Raw genomic sequence first — 15572 nt, forward strand, 5'->3', positions numbered from 1 at the left:
TTTTCGCCTACTACTTGAAACGGTGTTGCGGTAAATCTTTAGAAATTGCCTTTCACCCAAGCCTGCAACCGCTCGAACAACGGCGCTTTCGCTTCGTCGTCGCTTCTGTAGCTGTCGCGGTTGCTCGGGCCCGACAGGGAAATGCCGTCGGTCTGCTTTTGCAGCCCGTACAACAGCAAGCCCACACCGGTGGAATAAATCGGGTTGCGCACTACGTCGCCCAGGCCTTTCACGCCATGGGGCACGCCCAGGCGGACCGGCATGTGGAAGATTTCCTCGGCCAGTTCGACCGCGCCTTCCATCTTCGAGGTGCCACCGGTCAGCACGATGCCGGCCGGGATCAAATCTTCGTAGCCGCTGCGACGCAGTTCAGCCTGGATCAGGGTGAACAGTTCGTCGTAGCGCGGCTCGACCACTTCGGCCAATGCCTGGCGCGACAGTTCGCGCGGTGGACGGTCGCCCACGCTTGGCACCTTGATGGTTTCACCGGCACCGGCCAGCTTGGCCAGGGCGCAGGCGTAACGGATCTTGATTTCTTCGGCGTACTGGGTCGGTGTGCGCAACGCCATGGCGATGTCGTTGGTCACCTGATCACCGGCAATCGGGATCACGGCGGTGTGACGAATCGCACCCTCGGTGAAGATCGCGATGTCCGTGGTGCCGCCGCCGATGTCCACCAGGCACACGCCCAGTTCTTTTTCGTCGTCGGTCAGTACCGAGTAAGCCGAAGCCAACTGCTCGAGAATGATGTCGTCGATTTCCAGGCCGCAGCGGCGCACGCATTTTTCAATGTTCTGTGCAGCGTTGACGGCGCAGGTCACTACGTGAACCTTGGCTTCCAGACGTACGCCCGACATGCCCAGGGGCTCGCGAACGCCTTCCTGGTTATCGATCACGTAGTCCTGCGGCAGGGTGTGCAGCACGCGCTGGTCAGCCGGGATCGCCACGGCTTGCGCTGCGTCGAGTACCCGCTCCAGGTCAGCCGAGCTGACTTCGCGGTCGCGAATCGCGACGATGCCGTGGGAATTCAGGCTGCGGATGTGGTTGCCGGCAACGCCGACAAATGCCGAGTGAATCCGGCAACCGGCCATCAGCTGCGCTTCTTCGATGGCGCGCTGGATCGATTGCACGGTGGATTCAATATTCACCACCACGCCCTTCTTCAGGCCCCGGGACGGATGCGTGCCGATTCCGACGATTTCCAGCGTGCCGTCGTCCGCGACCTCGCCTACCAGCGCCACCACCTTGGAGGTGCCGATATCCAGACCGACGATCATTTTGCCGCTTTGCACGTTTGCCATGGGTCCTGCCTCTTCTTAATTCTTCGCGACAGCAGGTTGCGCTGCCGTGGGCGCCGCAGGGGCCCGCCAGCCGACGGCAAGGCCGTTGGCGTAACGCAGGTCGATGCTCGCAATGTTCGTAATCTGTTCTTTCAAGGTCTTTTCATAGATGGCGATAAAACGGCGCATCTTTTCCACCAGGTTGCCGCGTCCCAGCAACAACTCGATGCCCGGGCCGGAACTGCCTGCACCCGTGGTCAAAAACCAGCTGCCCCGCTCGCGCAATTCCAGTCGCGCAATCGAGAAGCCCAACGGCCGCAGCATCTGGCTCAACGCCTGGTACTGCTGCATCACTTGCTGCTGCGCCCGCTGCGGTCCGAACAACTGCGGCAGGTGCTCGTAATTCGCCACTTCGCGAGGTGCAAACGCCTGGCCCTGGTTGTTCAACAGCGCACCATCACCCCAACGGGCCACGGGCAGTTGTTCTTCCAGGCGGATCGTCACTTGATCCGGCCACACGCGACGTACTTCGGCGTGGGCAATCCATGGCATCTGTTCCAGCTCGGAGCGCATGCCTGCCAGGTCGATGGTGAAGAAGCTCGACGCCACAAACGGGGCGATTCGCTGCTGCACGGCTTGCTGGCTGATGTAGCTCAAGTCACCCTGCACGCTGATCTTGGTGATCGGCCGGTCGGCATACGGCAGCAGGCGCTGGGCGCCTTCATACGTACCGAACCCCAGGGCCACCAGGATCACCGGCCAGAACAGCGCCTTGAGAAAACCAAAGTTGGCTTTCGGCATGCGCGCCGACATCGGCTCTTTAGCCACCATTCGGCTGGCACCACGCGGCACCGGCTTGCGGCCGGGAGCGGGTTGCTGATGACGAAGCGATGCGCCGTTCATGGTCTTAGCCTCGTGGCTCTATGCTTGCTGCCAGGATCGCCAGCACCAACTGCTGGAAATCCAGGCCGGCGGCACGAGCGGCCATGGGTACCAGGCTGTGGTCGGTCATCCCGGGTGCAGTGTTGACTTCCAGGAACCAGAAGTTCCCCTGGTCATCCTGCATCACGTCTGCCCGCGCCCAACCGGCGATACCCAGCGCCTCACAGGCTTTCGCCGTGAGGTCCATCAATTCCTGTTCCTTGGCTGCGTCGAGGCCGCACGGGATCCGGTACTGGGTATCGGAGGCCACATACTTGGCGTCGTAGTCGTAAAAGGTGTGGGGCGTGCCCAATGCGATGGGCGGCAATACCTGGCCACGCAGAGTAGCGATGGTGAACTCGGGACCTTGAATCCACTGTTCCACCAACACTTGCGAATCGTAGGTACTGGCCGCTTTCCATGCGTCAATCAATTCGGCGGCTGAGTTCACTTTAGCCATGCCGATACTGGAGCCTTCATGGGCTGGTTTGACGATCAAAGGCAGGCCCAGTTCCTTGGCTGCAGAAATACAATCGTCTTCGCTGCACAGCACGCTGTGACGCGGAGTCGGAATACCCAGGCTGTGCCACACCTGCTTGGTGCGCAACTTGTCCATGGCCAGGGCCGAAGCGAGGATGCCGCTGCCGGTATACGGAATGCCCAGGCACTCCAGCAGGCCCTGCATGCTGCCGTCTTCACCGCCACGGCCGTGAAGAATGATGAAGGCGCGGTCGATCTTCTCGGCCTGCAGGCGCGACAGGAAGTCATCACCCACGTCGATGCCGAACGCATTCACACCGGCACTTTGCAGCGCTTCCAGCACGGCATTGCCGGACTTCAGCGACACTTCACGCTCAGCGCTCTTGCCACCGAACAGCACCGCAACCCGGCCGAAGTCGGCAGGTTGAATGGTCGAGAACAGGGAGCCGTAGTCAGTGGTCATTTCGACTTCCCCTGTGCGGCGGCAAACAGCGGGCTTGCCAGCAATTTAGGGGCGAGGCCACCGATGTCACCGGCACCCTGGCACAGCAGGATGTCGCCGGCACGCAGCAGCGGCTTGACGATCGGCGCCAGGTCCACACCACGCTCGATGTAGATCGGGTCCAACTGGCCGCGTTGACGGATGCTGTTGCACAGCTTGCGGCTGTCGGCACCCGGGATCGGTTCTTCACCGGCCGGGTAGACTTCCATCAGCAGCAACACGTTGGCATCCGCCAGTACATTGACGAAATCGTCGTACAGGTCGCGGGTACGGCTGTAGCGGTGCGGCTGGTACACCATCACCAGGCGGCGTTCCGGCCAACCACCGCGTACGGCCTTGATCACCGCTGCGACTTCGGTCGGGTGGTGACCGTAGTCGTCCACCAGCATCACGTTGCCGCCGTCCACCGGCAGTTCGCCGTAGACCTGGAAGCGACGACCCACACCGGCAAAACCCGACAGGCCTTCGACAATGGCTTCATCGCTGACGCCTTCGTCGGAGGCGATGCAGATGGTCGCCAGGGAGTTGAGTACGTTGTGGTTGCCCGGCATGTTCACCGAGACATCCAGCGGCTCGCGGTCAGGACGCAGCACGGTGAAGAAAGTCTGCATGCCTTGCTGGCGCACATTGATCGCGCGCACGTCGCAGTCTTCGCTGAAGCCGTAGGTCACGGTCGGACGCTTCACCAGCGGCAGGATTTCGCGCACCACCGGATCGTCCAGGCACACCACGGCCAGACCGTAGAACGGCAGGTTGTGCAGGAACTCGACGAAGGTTTTCTTCAGTTTGTTGAAGTCACCGTCGTAGGTCGCCATGTGGTCGGCGTCGATGTTGGTCACCACGGCCACCAGCGGTTGCAGGTGCAGGAAGCTGGCGTCGCTTTCATCGGCTTCGGCGATCAGGTAACGGCTGGTCCCCAGTTGTGCATTGGTGCCGGCTGCATTCAGGCGGCCACCGATGACGAACGTCGGGTCCAGGCCACCGGCGGCGAACACCGAGGCGATCAGGCTGGTGGTGGTGGTCTTGCCGTGGGTACCGGCGACGGCGATGCCGTGGCGGTAGCGCATCAGCTCAGCCAGCATTTCGGCACGCGGCACTACGGGAATGCGGCGTTCAAGGGCGGTGGCCACTTCCGGGTTGGAGGTGTTCACAGCGCTGGAGACCACCAGTACGTCGGCTTCGGCAGCGTTCTCGGCGCGGTGGCCGATAAAGATTTTTGCGCCAAACGATTCCAGGCGCTCGGTGACCGGCGACATTTTCAGGTCGGAGCCGGACACCTGGTAACCCAGGTTCAGCAACACTTCGGCGATCCCGCACATGCCCACGCCGCCGATACCGACGAAATGGATGCGACGGATGCGGCGCATTTCCGGTTGCGGCATGGCTTTCTGATTCTCAACCATGGGCCACCTCCAGGCAGATATCGACCACGGTGCGGGTTGCGTCAGGTTTGGCCAGGCGGCTTGCGGTGCTCGCCATGCTGTTCAGTCGTTCCGGTTGCATCAAAACCTCGGTCAGGCGTGCGGCCAAATCGGCGGCGCCAGTCGTTCTTTGCGGCAGCAGGAAGGCAGCGCCCTCCCCGGCCAAATATTCGGCGTTGCGGGTCTGGTGATCGTCGATCGCGTGGGGCAAAGGCACCAGCAAGGACGGCAGACCGGCGGCGGCCAGTTCACTGACGGTCAACGCACCTGCGCGACAGACCACCAGGTCGGCCCAGCCATAGGCTTGGGCCATGTCTTTGATGAAGGGCTGCACATTCGCCTCCACACCCGCATCGCGGTAGCGCGTGGCGGTCACTTCATCGTGGTTCTTGCCGGCCTGATGGAAGATCTCCGGGCGCAGCTCCACGGGGAGTTGCGACACCGCTTCAGGCAGCAATTTGTTCAACGGTTCGGCGCCCAGGCTTCCGCCCAGGATCAACAGGTGCGCCTTGCGACCGGCCAATGGCTGGCGGGCGATGTCCATGAACAGTTCGGTACGCACCGGGTTGCCGGTGGTACGCAGCTTGTCCGCGGCACCAAAGGTCTTCGGAAACGCCTCGCATACCCGTGCAGCCAAGGGCACCAGCAGGCGGTTGGCAGTGCCGGCCACGGCATTCTGCTCGTGGACGATCACTGGCACGCCGGCGAGTCTTGCCGCAACACCGCCCGGGCCGGTCACGTAGCCACCAAAGCCCAGCACGCATACCGGCTTCACTTCGCGGATCACCTTGCGCGCTTGCCACACGGCCTTGAGCAACACGAACGGCGCCTTCAGCAGGGACAATTTGCCCTTGCCACGCAAGCCGGTGACGTTGATCAAATGCAGCGGCAAGCCGGCATTCGGTACCAGATCATTTTCGATGCCGCGCGGCGTACCGAGCCAATGCACGGTGTAGCCACGGTTCTGGAACTCACGGGCACAGGCCAGCGCCGGGAACACGTGGCCACCGGTGCCGCCTGCCATGATCAGCACGTTAGCGCCCATGGTTCGGCTCCTCGGCGAAGTCGCTTTCGCTGAACTCCATCTCTTCGCTGCCCAGGTGGGTCCGACTCTCCCACTCGATACGCAGCAACAACCCGAGACAGGCGCAGCAAATCACCAACGAGCTGCCGCCGTAACTGAGGAACGGCAAGGTCAGGCCCTTGGTCGGCAGCAGGCCGACGTTCACCCCGATGTTGATCAGGAACTGGCCGATCCACAGGAACGACAAGCCGTACGCCACGTAGGCGGCGAAATATTGCTTGGCCTTTTCGGCCCACAAGCCGATGTACATGCCGCGAACACACACGAACACGAACAGCGCGACGGTGCACAGCGAACCGACCACGCCCAGCTCTTCGGCGAGTACCGAGAACACGAAGTCGGTGTGGGCTTCCGGCAGGTAGAACTGCTTCTGCACGCTATTGCCCAGGCCCACGCCCAGCCACTCACCCCGACCGAAGGCGATCAACGCCTGGGTCAACTGGTAGCCGGAACCGAACTGATCGGACCACGGGTCGGTAAAGGTAATCAGACGGGCCATCCGGTAGGGTTGCGCCTGCACCAGAATCGTCACGGCCGCCACCGCCAGCACCACCATCAGGGTGAAGCGGAACAGGCCGACGCCACCGAGGAACAGCATCGCCGCCGCCGCGCCCATCATTACAACGGTGGCACCGAAGTCCGGCTCCATCAGCAACAGGCCGGCCATGGGCAGCAGCACGATGAACGGCTTGAAGAAGCCCATCCAGCTTTCGCGTACTTCTTTCTGGCGCCGCACCAGGTAGCCGGCGAGGTAGATCACCACGAACACCTTGGCGATTTCCGACGGCTGCACGTTGAACGCACCGAAGCCGATCCAGCGCATCGAGCCGTTCACCTCACGCCCGATGCCGGGCAGGATCACCATCACCAACAGGCCGAAGGCGCCCACCAGCATCAGCCAACCCAGGCGCTGCCAGGTGGCGATCGGGATCATCATGGTGACGATGCATGCGCCAAGGCCAATCACCAGGTACACCAGGTGACGGATCATCATGTACAGGGTGTTGCCCGATTGCACCGCGGCCACTTCCGAGGAGGCCGAGGTGATCATCACCAGGCCCAGGCCCAGCAACGCGAGGCAACCGGCAAGCATAGGGAAATCAAGGTCGATACCGCGCCCGGTAATGATCGGCGACGGGTACGGCTTGATGATGTTACGGAAATTGATACTCATGCCAAGGCCTCCACGGCGCGGGCGAACAGCTGGCCGCGCTCTTCGTAGTTCTTGAACATGTCGAAACTGGCGCAGGCAGGCGACAGCAGCACCACGTCGCCCGGCTGAGCCAAGGCTTTGGATTGGGCGATGGCATCGTCCAGGGACTGCGCGCGCACCTGCGGTACGGCGTCGCCCAGGGCATCGGCGATCAGGCCGGAATCACGGCCCATCAACACCACGGCGCGGCAGTTGGCGGCGACCGGGCCTTTAAGGTCCTTGAAGTCGGCACCCTTGCCGTCGCCACCGGCGATCAGCACGACCTTGCCCTGAATGTCGGCACCCAAGCCTTCGATGGCAGCGAGTGCCGCACCGACGTTGGTGGCCTTGGAATCGTTGTAATAGCCAACACCAGCCAGCTCGCGAACCCACTGGCAGCGATGCTCAAGGCCGGCAAAGCTGCGCAGGGCCGAGAGCATGGCGTCGAACGGCAAGCCAACTGCGTGACCGAGCGCCAGCGCCGCCAGGGCGTTGGCCTGGTTGTGGGCACCACGGATTTTCAGTTCGCGCACCGGCATCAGGTTCTGGAATTCGAAGGCCAGGTATTTCTCGCCGTTCTCTTCCCGAAGGCCGAAGGCCTTGAAGTCAGGCTTGTTCAGGCCGAAGGTCCAGCACGGCAGACCTTCGCCGATCAGCGGACGGCTCAGGGCATCCTGACGGTTCACCACCACTTGCCGCGCGCCACGGAAGATCCGGTGCTTGGCCAGGTGATACGCCGGCAGGCCGCTGTAGCGGTCCATGTGGTCTTCGCTGACGTTGAGCACGGTGGCCACTTCGGCGTTGAGCTGGTCAGTGGTTTCCAGCTGGAAGCTCGACAGCTCCATCACGTACAGCTCGACGTCGTCGTTGAGCAGGTCCAGCGCCGGCGTGCCGAGGTTGCCGCCCACGGCCACGCGCTTGCCGGCCGCAGCCGCCATCTCGCCCACCAGGGTGGTCACGGTGCTTTTGGCATTGGAACCGCTGATGGCCACGATCGGCGCCTTCGCGTTACGCGCGAACAGCTCGATATCGCCGGACAACTTCACGCCACGGGCCGCCGCCGCTTGCAGGGCCGGGGTCGCCAGGGCCAGGCCGGGGCTCACGTAGAGCTCATCGGCACGGCATAGAAACTCAACATCCAGCTCGCCACAACGCACTTCCACGTGCGGGTAGTCACGGCGCAGCGTGACCAGCTCCGGTGGATTTTCCCGCGTATCGGCCACGGCAAACGACGTGCCCCGGTTCGCCAGGAAGCGAACCAGGGACATGCCGCTCTTGCCGAGGCCGACAACGATGCGGAAGTGGTCTGAAGCGATCAGGGACACTCGTTTCTACCTCAGTTTCAGGGTGGCAAGGCCGAACAGAACCAGAATCACGGTGATAATCCAGAAACGGACAATCACCCGCGGCTCAGGCCAGCCCTTGAGTTCAAAGTGGTGGTGAATCGGCGCCATGCGGAATACGCGGCGCCCGGTCAATTTGAAGGAGGCAACCTGGATCACCACCGACAGGGTTTCCATCACGAACACACCGCCCATGATGAACAGGACGATTTCCTGACGGACGATCACCGCGATGGTGCCCAGGGCCGCGCCCAGCGCCAGTGCGCCGACGTCGCCCATGAAGACTTGTGCGGGGTAGGTGTTGAACCACAGGAAGCCCAGGCCCGCACCGATCAACGCACCGCAGAACACAATCAGTTCGCCCGCGCCCGGTACATAAGGGATCAGCAGGTATTCAGCGAATTTCACGTTACCCGACAGGTAGCAGAAGATGCCGAGGGCACCGCCCACCATCACCGTCGGCATGATCGCCAGGCCGTCGAGGCCGTCCGTCAGGTTGACCGCGTTGCTGGAGCCGACGATCACGAAGTAGGTCAGCACCACGAAGCCGACGCCCAGTGGAATGCTGGCGTCCTTGAGCATCGGGATGATCAGGGTGGTTTCCACCGCGCTTGGCGCAGTCATGAACAGGAAGATCGCCGCGCCGAGGCCGAACACCGACTGCCAGAAATACTTCCAGCGGCTTGGCAGCCCCTTGGAGTTCTTCTCGATCACCTTGCGGTAGTCATCTACCCAACCGATGGCGCCGAACAACAGGGTCACCAGCAGCACGGTCCAGACATAACGGTTATGCAGGTCAGCCCACAGCAGCGTACTGATGCCGATGGACGACAGGATCAACGCGCCGCCCATGGTCGGGGTGCCGGATTTGGACAGGTGCGACTGCGGGCCGTCGTTGCGTACCGACTGGCCAATCTGCAGGTTTTGCAGGGTACGGATCATCCATGGCCCGAGGAACAGCGACAACGACAGCGCGGTCAGCACACCCAGGATCCCGCGCAGGGTCAGGTACTGAAAGACCGCGAAGCCTTTGTGGAACTGTTGCAGATACTCAGCCAGCAGCAGCAGCATTAATGTTTCTCCGTACTTGAGCCACACAAGGCCGCGACGACGTTTTCCATCACCGCGCTGCGCGATCCCTTGATCAAAATAGTGGTGTGTTTGTCTTGTTCAGCCGCACTCAGTGCCTGGATCAGTTCGGCCTGGCTGGCGAAATGCCTGGCGCCCGGCCCGAAGGTGTCCACGGCGTGCAGCATGTTCGGGCCAACGGCGTACAGGGCATCGACCTTGCCAGTTGCGTACGCGCCGACTTCACGGTGAGACTGTTCGGCCCACTCGCCCAGCTCGGCGATATCCCCCAGCACCAGCACCTTGCGACCGGCGAAACCGGTCAGCAGGTCGATGGCGGCACAGATCGAGGACTGGTTGGCGTTGTAGGTGTCATCAATCACGCGCATGCCGTTGCTGGCCAGTTGCGCGACGGTGCGCCCCTTGACCGGTTGCACGGCGCCAAGGCCGGTGGCAATGCCAAACAACGACACGCCCAGCACGTGGGCGGCGGCGGCGGCAGCCAGGGCATTGGCGACGTTGTGGTTGCCCAGCAGGTTCAGTTGTACGTGCTCGTCACCTTGCGGGGTATGCAGGGTGAAGGACGGGCAGCCACGGGCGTCGGCCTTGATATTCGAGGCATGGAAATCGGCAGCGGCGTTGTGCACCGCGAAGCTCAACACCTTGCGACCGGCGGCACGGACACGCCAGGTTTCGAAGGCCTTGTCATCGAGGTTCAGCACGGCAGTGCCGGATGCGTCGAGGCCTTCGATGATTTCGCCCTTGGCTTCGACGATCTTTTCAGGGCCGCCAAACTCGCCGACGTGGGCAGTACCGGCGTTGCTGATCACCGCGACATGAGGCTTGGTCATGGCCACGGTGTAGGCGATTTCGCCGATGCGCGAAGCACCCAGCTCAATGACGGCCGCCGTGTGTTCCGGGGCCAGTTCGAGCAGGGTCAGCGGAGCGCCGAAGTCATTGTTCAGGTTGCCACGGGTCGCCAGGACCGGGCCGCGCGTGCGCAGGATGCCGGCCAGCAGTTCCTTGACCGTGGTCTTGCCGCTGGAACCGGTGATCGCCGCAACAGGCTTGGTGAAGGCGGCACGGTTCAGCGCCCCCAGTTGGCCGAGGGCCAGGCGGGTGTCGGCGACCAGCAATTGTGGCAGCGTCGAGTCAGCGACTTCGCGCTGCACCAGAGCGCCGACAGCGCCTTTGGCAGCGACGTCATTCAGGTAGTCATGGCCATCGAAACTCGGGCCGGCCAAGGCGACAAACAGTTGCCCGGGCTTGATCGTCCGGCTGTCGATGCTGACGCCATCAAAGCTGCAATCAGCCGACAGCACACGGGCCGACAAGGCCTGGGTCAGTTCGCTGAATTTAAGCGGCTTAAGCATGAGCCACCTCCCACGCGGTCAGGGCATGATCAGCCTCGACCAGATCGGAGAAGGCGTGGCGTTCGCCGTTGATTTCCTGATAGTCCTCGTGACCTTTACCGGCCAGCACCACCACGTCGTCAGCACTTGCGCCGGCGATCAATTGGGCGATGGCTGCACCGCGACCGGCGACGAACGTCGCCTTGGACGCATCTTTAAAGCCGACACGAATGTCATCGAAAATCTGGCTTGGGTCTTCGCTGCGCGGGTTGTCGTCAGTGACGAGCACACCGTCGGCCAGGCGCTCGACGATTTCCGCCATCAGCGGGCGCTTGCCGCGATCGCGGTCACCGCCACAGCCGAACAGGCACAGCAATTTACCCTTGGCGTGGGGGCGCAGGGCCTGCAGGATTTTTTCCAGGGCGTCCGGCGTGTGGGCGTAATCGACCACCACCAGCGGCTGGGTGCCGCCGCCGAGGCGTTGCATGCGACCGGCCGGGCCTTCCAGCTTCGGCAACACCCGCAGGATTTCGTCGAGGGCGTAATCCAGGCCAAGCAAGGCACCGACGGCGGCCAATACGTTGCTCAGGTTGAAACGCCCGAGCAAGGTGCTGCGCAAATGGTGCTCGCCCTGTGGCGTAACCAGCGTGGCGCGCACGCCTTCGTCATCAAAGGTGGCTTCACGGCAATACAGGTAGGCGCTGGAGTCTTCCAGGCTGTAGCTGATCAGGCGACCGTCGCCTTGGGCGGCGGCCAGTTGGCGACCGAATTCGTCGTCCAGGTTGACCACCCGGCACTTCAGGTCATTCCAGGCAAACAGCCGGGCCTTGGTGGCGGCGTAGGCCTCCATGGTCCCGTGGTAATCCAGGTGATCGCGGGACAGGTTGGTCATCACCGCCACGTCGAACGCCAGGGCAGTCACGCGCCCCTGGTCCAGACCGTGGGACGAGACTTCCATGGCAACCGCCTTGGCACCGGCCTTTTTCAGGTCGGCCAGGGTCGCTTGCACGGCAATCGGGTTAGGCGTGGTGTGCAGCCCGCTTTGCAGCGCGCCGTAGAAACCGGTGCCCAGGGTGCCGACGATGCCGCAATGCTGACCCAGCAGGTCAAGCGCCTGGGCAACCAATTGGGTCACGCTGGTCTTGCCGTTGGTACCGGTCACGCCCACCAGGTTCAGGGTGCGGCTCGGGTCGCCATAAAAGCGCCCGGCGATGTCCGACAATTGCGCAGCCAGGCCCTTGACCGGAATCAAAGGCACGTCGGTGATCGGCAGCACGGTGGCGCCTTCCACTTCATAGGCTACTGCCGCAGCGCCGCGTTGCAGCGCGTCGGCGATATGGTCACGGCCGTCGAACTTGCCACCCGGCACTGCCAGGAACAGGTCGCCGGCACGCACATTACGGCTGTCCAGGGTCAACTCGCGAATCAGCAGATCGCGGCCGGCGTGGGCAAAAATCTTGTTCAGGCTCAGAGACATCAGCCGCGCCCTCCATTGGCTTTTACAGCAGCGGCCGGCGGGCCGGCGTTCGCTTGTTGGGTAGCCGGCAGGTTGTCCGGCGTGATGTTCATCAGGCGCAACGTCCCGGACATCACCTTGCTGAACACCGGCGCCGATACCAGGCCACCGAAGTAACCGGCTTTGCTCGGCTCATCGATCACCACGACGATGGCGTAGCGCGGATCGCTCATCGGGCCGAAGCCTGCGAACAGCGAGCGGTAGGAGTTTTCGGCGTAGCCCTTGGTACCCACGGCGGTTTTACGCGCGGTACCGGACTTGCCTGCCACGTGATACGCCGGCACCTGGGCACGGAACACGCCACGTGGTGCTTCGATCACTTGTTGCAGCATGCCTTGCATGGTCTTGGCGACGTTTTCCGGGATCACCTGGGTCGCAGGCGGCGCCTCGTCCAGGTGGATCAGGCTCAGCGGCACCATGCGGCCGTTGTTGGCCAGCACCGAGAAGGCGTGGGCCAGCTGGATGGCTGTCACCGACAGGCCATAACCATAGGAAAGCGTGGCGGTTTCGGCCTTTTTCCAGTCACGGTAGTTCGGCAGGTTGCCCACACGTTCGCCCGGGAAGTCCAGGCCGGTGGGTTGCCCCAGGCCGACTTTCTGCGCGAGGTGGTAGATGGCTTCGCCGCCGATATCGAAGGCGACTTTACTCATGCCCACGTTACTGGAGTTGATCAGGATACCTGTCAAATCCAGCACCGGACCTTCGGTGCGCGACACGTCACGAATGGTGTATTTGCCCAGCTGCAATGTGCCCGGGTAAACCTCGACCTTATCGGCCGGTTTCCAGCGCCCGGTTTCCAGGGCGGCACTCATGGAAATGGCTTTCATGGTCGAACCCGGCTCGAACACGTCGATCATGGCGCGGTTGCGCATCATCGCCGGCTGCAGGTTGCGACGGTTATTCGGGTTGTAGGTCGGCTGGTTGACCATGGCGAGAATCTCGCCGGTCTTCACGTCCATGATCACCAGGCTGCCGGCTTTCGCACCGTTCTCGATGATCGCGTTACGCAGCTCACGGTTGGCCAGGTATTGCAGGCGCAGGTCAATCGACAACGCCAAGGGCTTACCGGCCTTGGCGTTTTTGGTGACCTGGACATCCTTGATCAGTCTGCCGCGCCGATCCTTGATGACCTGTCGCTTGCCGGGAACCCCGGCCAGCCATTCGTCGTAGGCGAGTTCCACGCCTTCGCGACCGTGATCATCAATGTCGGTGAAACCCACCATATGGGCAGTGGTTTCGCCGGCCGGGTAGAAACGCCGAAATTCCTCGATGCCGTAGACACCGGGGACTTTAAGGTCGAGTACTTGCTGGCCTTGTTCGGGGGTGAGCCCGCGAACCAGGTAGATGAATTCTTTATTGGCCTGGGCTTCGAGGCGTTCGCTCAGGGCTTTCGGGTCCTGGCCCAAGGCAGCAGCGAGTTCCGGCCATTTGTCTTTGGCGGTCTGCATTTCCTTGGCGTTGGCCCACAGGGTGGTCACCGGCGTACTGACGGCCAGGGGCTCGCCGTTACGGTCGGTGATCAGGCCGCGGTGTGCAGGAATCGGGATATGCCGCAGGCTACGGGCATCGCCCTGGCCGATCAGGAAGTCACGGTCCACCACTTGCAGGTCGATAATCCGCCAGGCAATCGCGCCCACCATCAGTGCCAGCAACCCCAGCACTACGCGGAAACGCCACGGGTAGAGTGCGCCCTCGAGTTTCATCATGGCGCCACCATGCGAACTTCTGCAGCGCCCGGGATGTGCATCTTCAGTTGTTCAGTGGCCAGCACTTCGATGCGGCTGTGGGCCGTCCAGGTACTTTGCTCGAGGATCAACCGGCCCCACTCCGCCTGCGCCTTGTCGCGCACGCTCAATTCCCCGTACAGGGTATTGAGCAGTTGACGGTTGTAGTGGGCGCTGTAGGACACCGCAATCGCGGACACCAGCACGCCAACAAATAGCAGCAACATAAAGAAGCTGCCGCCCGGGAGGGGCTTGGCGAAAAGCTTGCTCACCGCAACTTCTCCGCAACGCGCATGACAGCGCTACGGGCACGTGGGTTGGCCTTGAGTTCGGCTTCGGAAGCGAACTGCGCTTTGCCATGGATTTTGATTTTCGGCACAAAAGCTTCGTAACGCACCGGCAGGTTGCGCGGCAGGTTGTCGGACTCGCCCTTGACCAGGCGACGCATGAACAATTTGACGATACGGTCTTCCAGGGAGTGGAAGCTGATCACCACCAGGCGACCGCCCACTTCCAGAGCTTCCAGGGCGGCTTCGAGGCCGGCTTCCAGGTCGCCCAATTCGTTGTTGACGTGAATACGCAGGCCCTGGAACGCACGGGTTGCCGGGTTCTTGCCCTTTTCCCATGCAGGGTTGGCGACTTTCAGCACCTCAGCCAGGTCGGCCGTGCGCTCGAACGGCTGGATTTCCCGGCGTTCGACCACGGCACGCGCCATGCGGCCAGCGAAGCGCTCTTCGCCGTATTCCTTGAACACACGGGTGATTTCTTCGTGGGGAGCGGTAGCGATGAACTGCGCGGCGCTGATGCCACGGCTTGGGTCCATGCGCATGTCCAGCGGGCCGTCGTTCATGAAACTGAAGCCACGCTCAGGGTCGTCCAGCTGTGGGGAAGACACGCCCAGGTCCAGCAGAACCCCGGCCACCTTGCCCGCCATGCCACGTTCGGCGACTTCTGCACCGAGCTCGGCAAAGCTGCGCTGCACAACGACAAAGCGGCCGTCTTCGGCCGCTAGCGCTTGCCCGGTGGCAATCGCTTGAGGGTCTTTGTCGAACCCGAGGAGCTTACCGTCCGGACCCAGCTGGCTGAGGATCAGCCGACTGTGCCCGCCCCTGCCGAAGGTGCCATCCAAATAGCAGCCATCCGCGCGTACGGCGAGAGCCTCAACGGCTTCGTCAAGCAGTACGGTGATGTGGTTAAAGCCGCTATCAATAGTCACAGGATCAAATCACGCAGTTCATCAGGCATGGCGCCCGGTTGTTGAATAGCAGCCAGGTCAGCTGCAGAAACAGCATCCCAGGCATCTTCGTCCCACAATTGGAACTTGTTCAGTTGGCCTACCAGCATCGCGCGCTTGTCCAATTTGGCGTATTCGCGCAGACGCGGTGGAACCAGGAAACGACCACTGCCATCGAGTTCGAGGTCGACGGCATTACCAATCAGCAAGCGTTGCAGGCGGCGGTTCTCTTCACGCAGTGAAGGCAGTGCACGCAACTTGGTTTCAATCAGCTCCCACTCATCGAGCGGGTACACACATAAACAGGGATCAACGGCATCGATGGTGATGATTAATTGCCCGGAACTTCGCGAAATGAGCTCGTCACGATACCGGCTCGGCATGGCGAGACGGCCTTTTGCATCGAGACTGATAGCGTTAGCTCCGCGAAACACAGATGCGTTTCTCCAAATTTT

Annotated in this window: 14 protein-coding genes; all 14 read right to left on the reverse strand. The window is 62.3% G+C overall.

Translation table 11 applies throughout. The features are described from left to right. Positions 1-38 precede the first annotated feature (38 nt). From ftsA to mraZ, 14 genes are read right to left on the reverse strand one after another with little or no spacing between them, the layout of a single operon-like run. Positions 39-1301 (reverse strand): cell division protein FtsA, encoded by a 1263-nt coding sequence (gene ftsA / locus HX801_RS06910; RefSeq protein WP_003216224.1) that lies wholly within the window; start codon positions 1299-1301, stop codon positions 39-41. A 15-nt stretch (positions 1302-1316) separates the two neighbouring features. Continuing rightward, positions 1317-2183, reverse strand: a complete 867-nt coding sequence (locus HX801_RS06915; RefSeq protein WP_023659197.1) for a cell division protein FtsQ/DivIB — start codon at positions 2181-2183, stop codon at positions 1317-1319. Between the two features lie 4 nt (positions 2184-2187). Beyond that, the gene (locus HX801_RS06920) at positions 2188-3144 is read right to left on the reverse strand and encodes a D-alanine--D-alanine ligase (protein WP_003216220.1); all 957 of its coding nucleotides are present in this window, start codon (positions 3142-3144) and stop codon (positions 2188-2190) included. Then, the gene (gene murC / locus HX801_RS06925) at positions 3141-4586 is read right to left on the reverse strand and encodes a UDP-N-acetylmuramate--L-alanine ligase (protein ID WP_003216219.1); all 1446 of its coding nucleotides are present in this window, start codon (positions 4584-4586) and stop codon (positions 3141-3143) included. Before murC ends, HX801_RS06920 begins: the two co-directional genes overlap by 4 nt. After that, positions 4579-5649, reverse strand: coding sequence for an undecaprenyldiphospho-muramoylpentapeptide beta-N-acetylglucosaminyltransferase (gene murG, locus HX801_RS06930; RefSeq protein WP_003216217.1), 1071 nt, complete (start codon positions 5647-5649; stop codon positions 4579-4581). Before murG ends, murC begins: the two co-directional genes overlap by 8 nt. Further along, entirely contained in the window at positions 5639-6862 is a 1224-nt protein-coding gene (ftsW, locus tag HX801_RS06935; protein ID WP_003216215.1) for a putative lipid II flippase FtsW, read from the reverse strand. The genes murG and ftsW overlap by 11 nt, the downstream gene beginning before the upstream one ends. Continuing rightward, positions 6859-8205 carry a UDP-N-acetylmuramoyl-L-alanine--D-glutamate ligase gene (gene murD / locus HX801_RS06940; RefSeq protein ID WP_003216212.1) on the reverse strand — a complete coding sequence of 449 codons (1347 nt, stop codon included), beginning with the start codon at positions 8203-8205 and terminating at the stop codon, positions 6859-6861. The genes ftsW and murD overlap by 4 nt, the downstream gene beginning before the upstream one ends. A 6-nt stretch (positions 8206-8211) precedes the next feature. Further along, positions 8212-9294 carry a phospho-N-acetylmuramoyl-pentapeptide-transferase gene (gene mraY / locus HX801_RS06945; protein ID WP_008434230.1) on the reverse strand — a complete coding sequence of 361 codons (1083 nt, stop codon included), beginning with the start codon at positions 9292-9294 and terminating at the stop codon, positions 8212-8214. Beyond that, positions 9294-10664, reverse strand: coding sequence for a UDP-N-acetylmuramoyl-tripeptide--D-alanyl-D-alanine ligase (murF, locus tag HX801_RS06950; RefSeq protein ID WP_177021828.1), 1371 nt, complete (start codon positions 10662-10664; stop codon positions 9294-9296). Before murF ends, mraY begins: the two co-directional genes overlap by 1 nt. After that, positions 10657-12120 (reverse strand): UDP-N-acetylmuramoyl-L-alanyl-D-glutamate--2,6-diaminopimelate ligase, encoded by a 1464-nt coding sequence (locus tag HX801_RS06955; RefSeq protein ID WP_003216207.1) that lies wholly within the window; start codon positions 12118-12120, stop codon positions 10657-10659. The genes murF and HX801_RS06955 overlap by 8 nt, the downstream gene beginning before the upstream one ends. Continuing rightward, the gene (locus HX801_RS06960) at positions 12120-13862 is read right to left on the reverse strand and encodes a penicillin-binding protein 2 (protein ID WP_166742205.1); all 1743 of its coding nucleotides are present in this window, start codon (positions 13860-13862) and stop codon (positions 12120-12122) included. The genes HX801_RS06955 and HX801_RS06960 overlap by 1 nt, the downstream gene beginning before the upstream one ends. Continuing rightward, entirely contained in the window at positions 13862-14155 is a 294-nt protein-coding gene (gene ftsL / locus HX801_RS06965; RefSeq protein WP_003216203.1) for a cell division protein FtsL, read from the reverse strand. Before ftsL ends, HX801_RS06960 begins: the two co-directional genes overlap by 1 nt. Next, positions 14152-15099, reverse strand: a complete 948-nt coding sequence (gene rsmH, locus HX801_RS06970; protein WP_003216201.1) for a 16S rRNA (cytosine(1402)-N(4))-methyltransferase RsmH — start codon at positions 15097-15099, stop codon at positions 14152-14154. The genes ftsL and rsmH overlap by 4 nt, the downstream gene beginning before the upstream one ends. Beyond that, positions 15096-15551, reverse strand: a complete 456-nt coding sequence (gene mraZ, locus HX801_RS06975; protein ID WP_003171868.1) for a division/cell wall cluster transcriptional repressor MraZ — start codon at positions 15549-15551, stop codon at positions 15096-15098. The genes rsmH and mraZ overlap by 4 nt, the downstream gene beginning before the upstream one ends. Positions 15552-15572: the final 21 nt, after the last annotated feature.

It is taken from the genome of Pseudomonas sp. G1002 (genome assembly GCF_013385455.1).
Lineage (GTDB): Bacteria > Pseudomonadota > Gammaproteobacteria > Pseudomonadales > Pseudomonadaceae > Aquipseudomonas.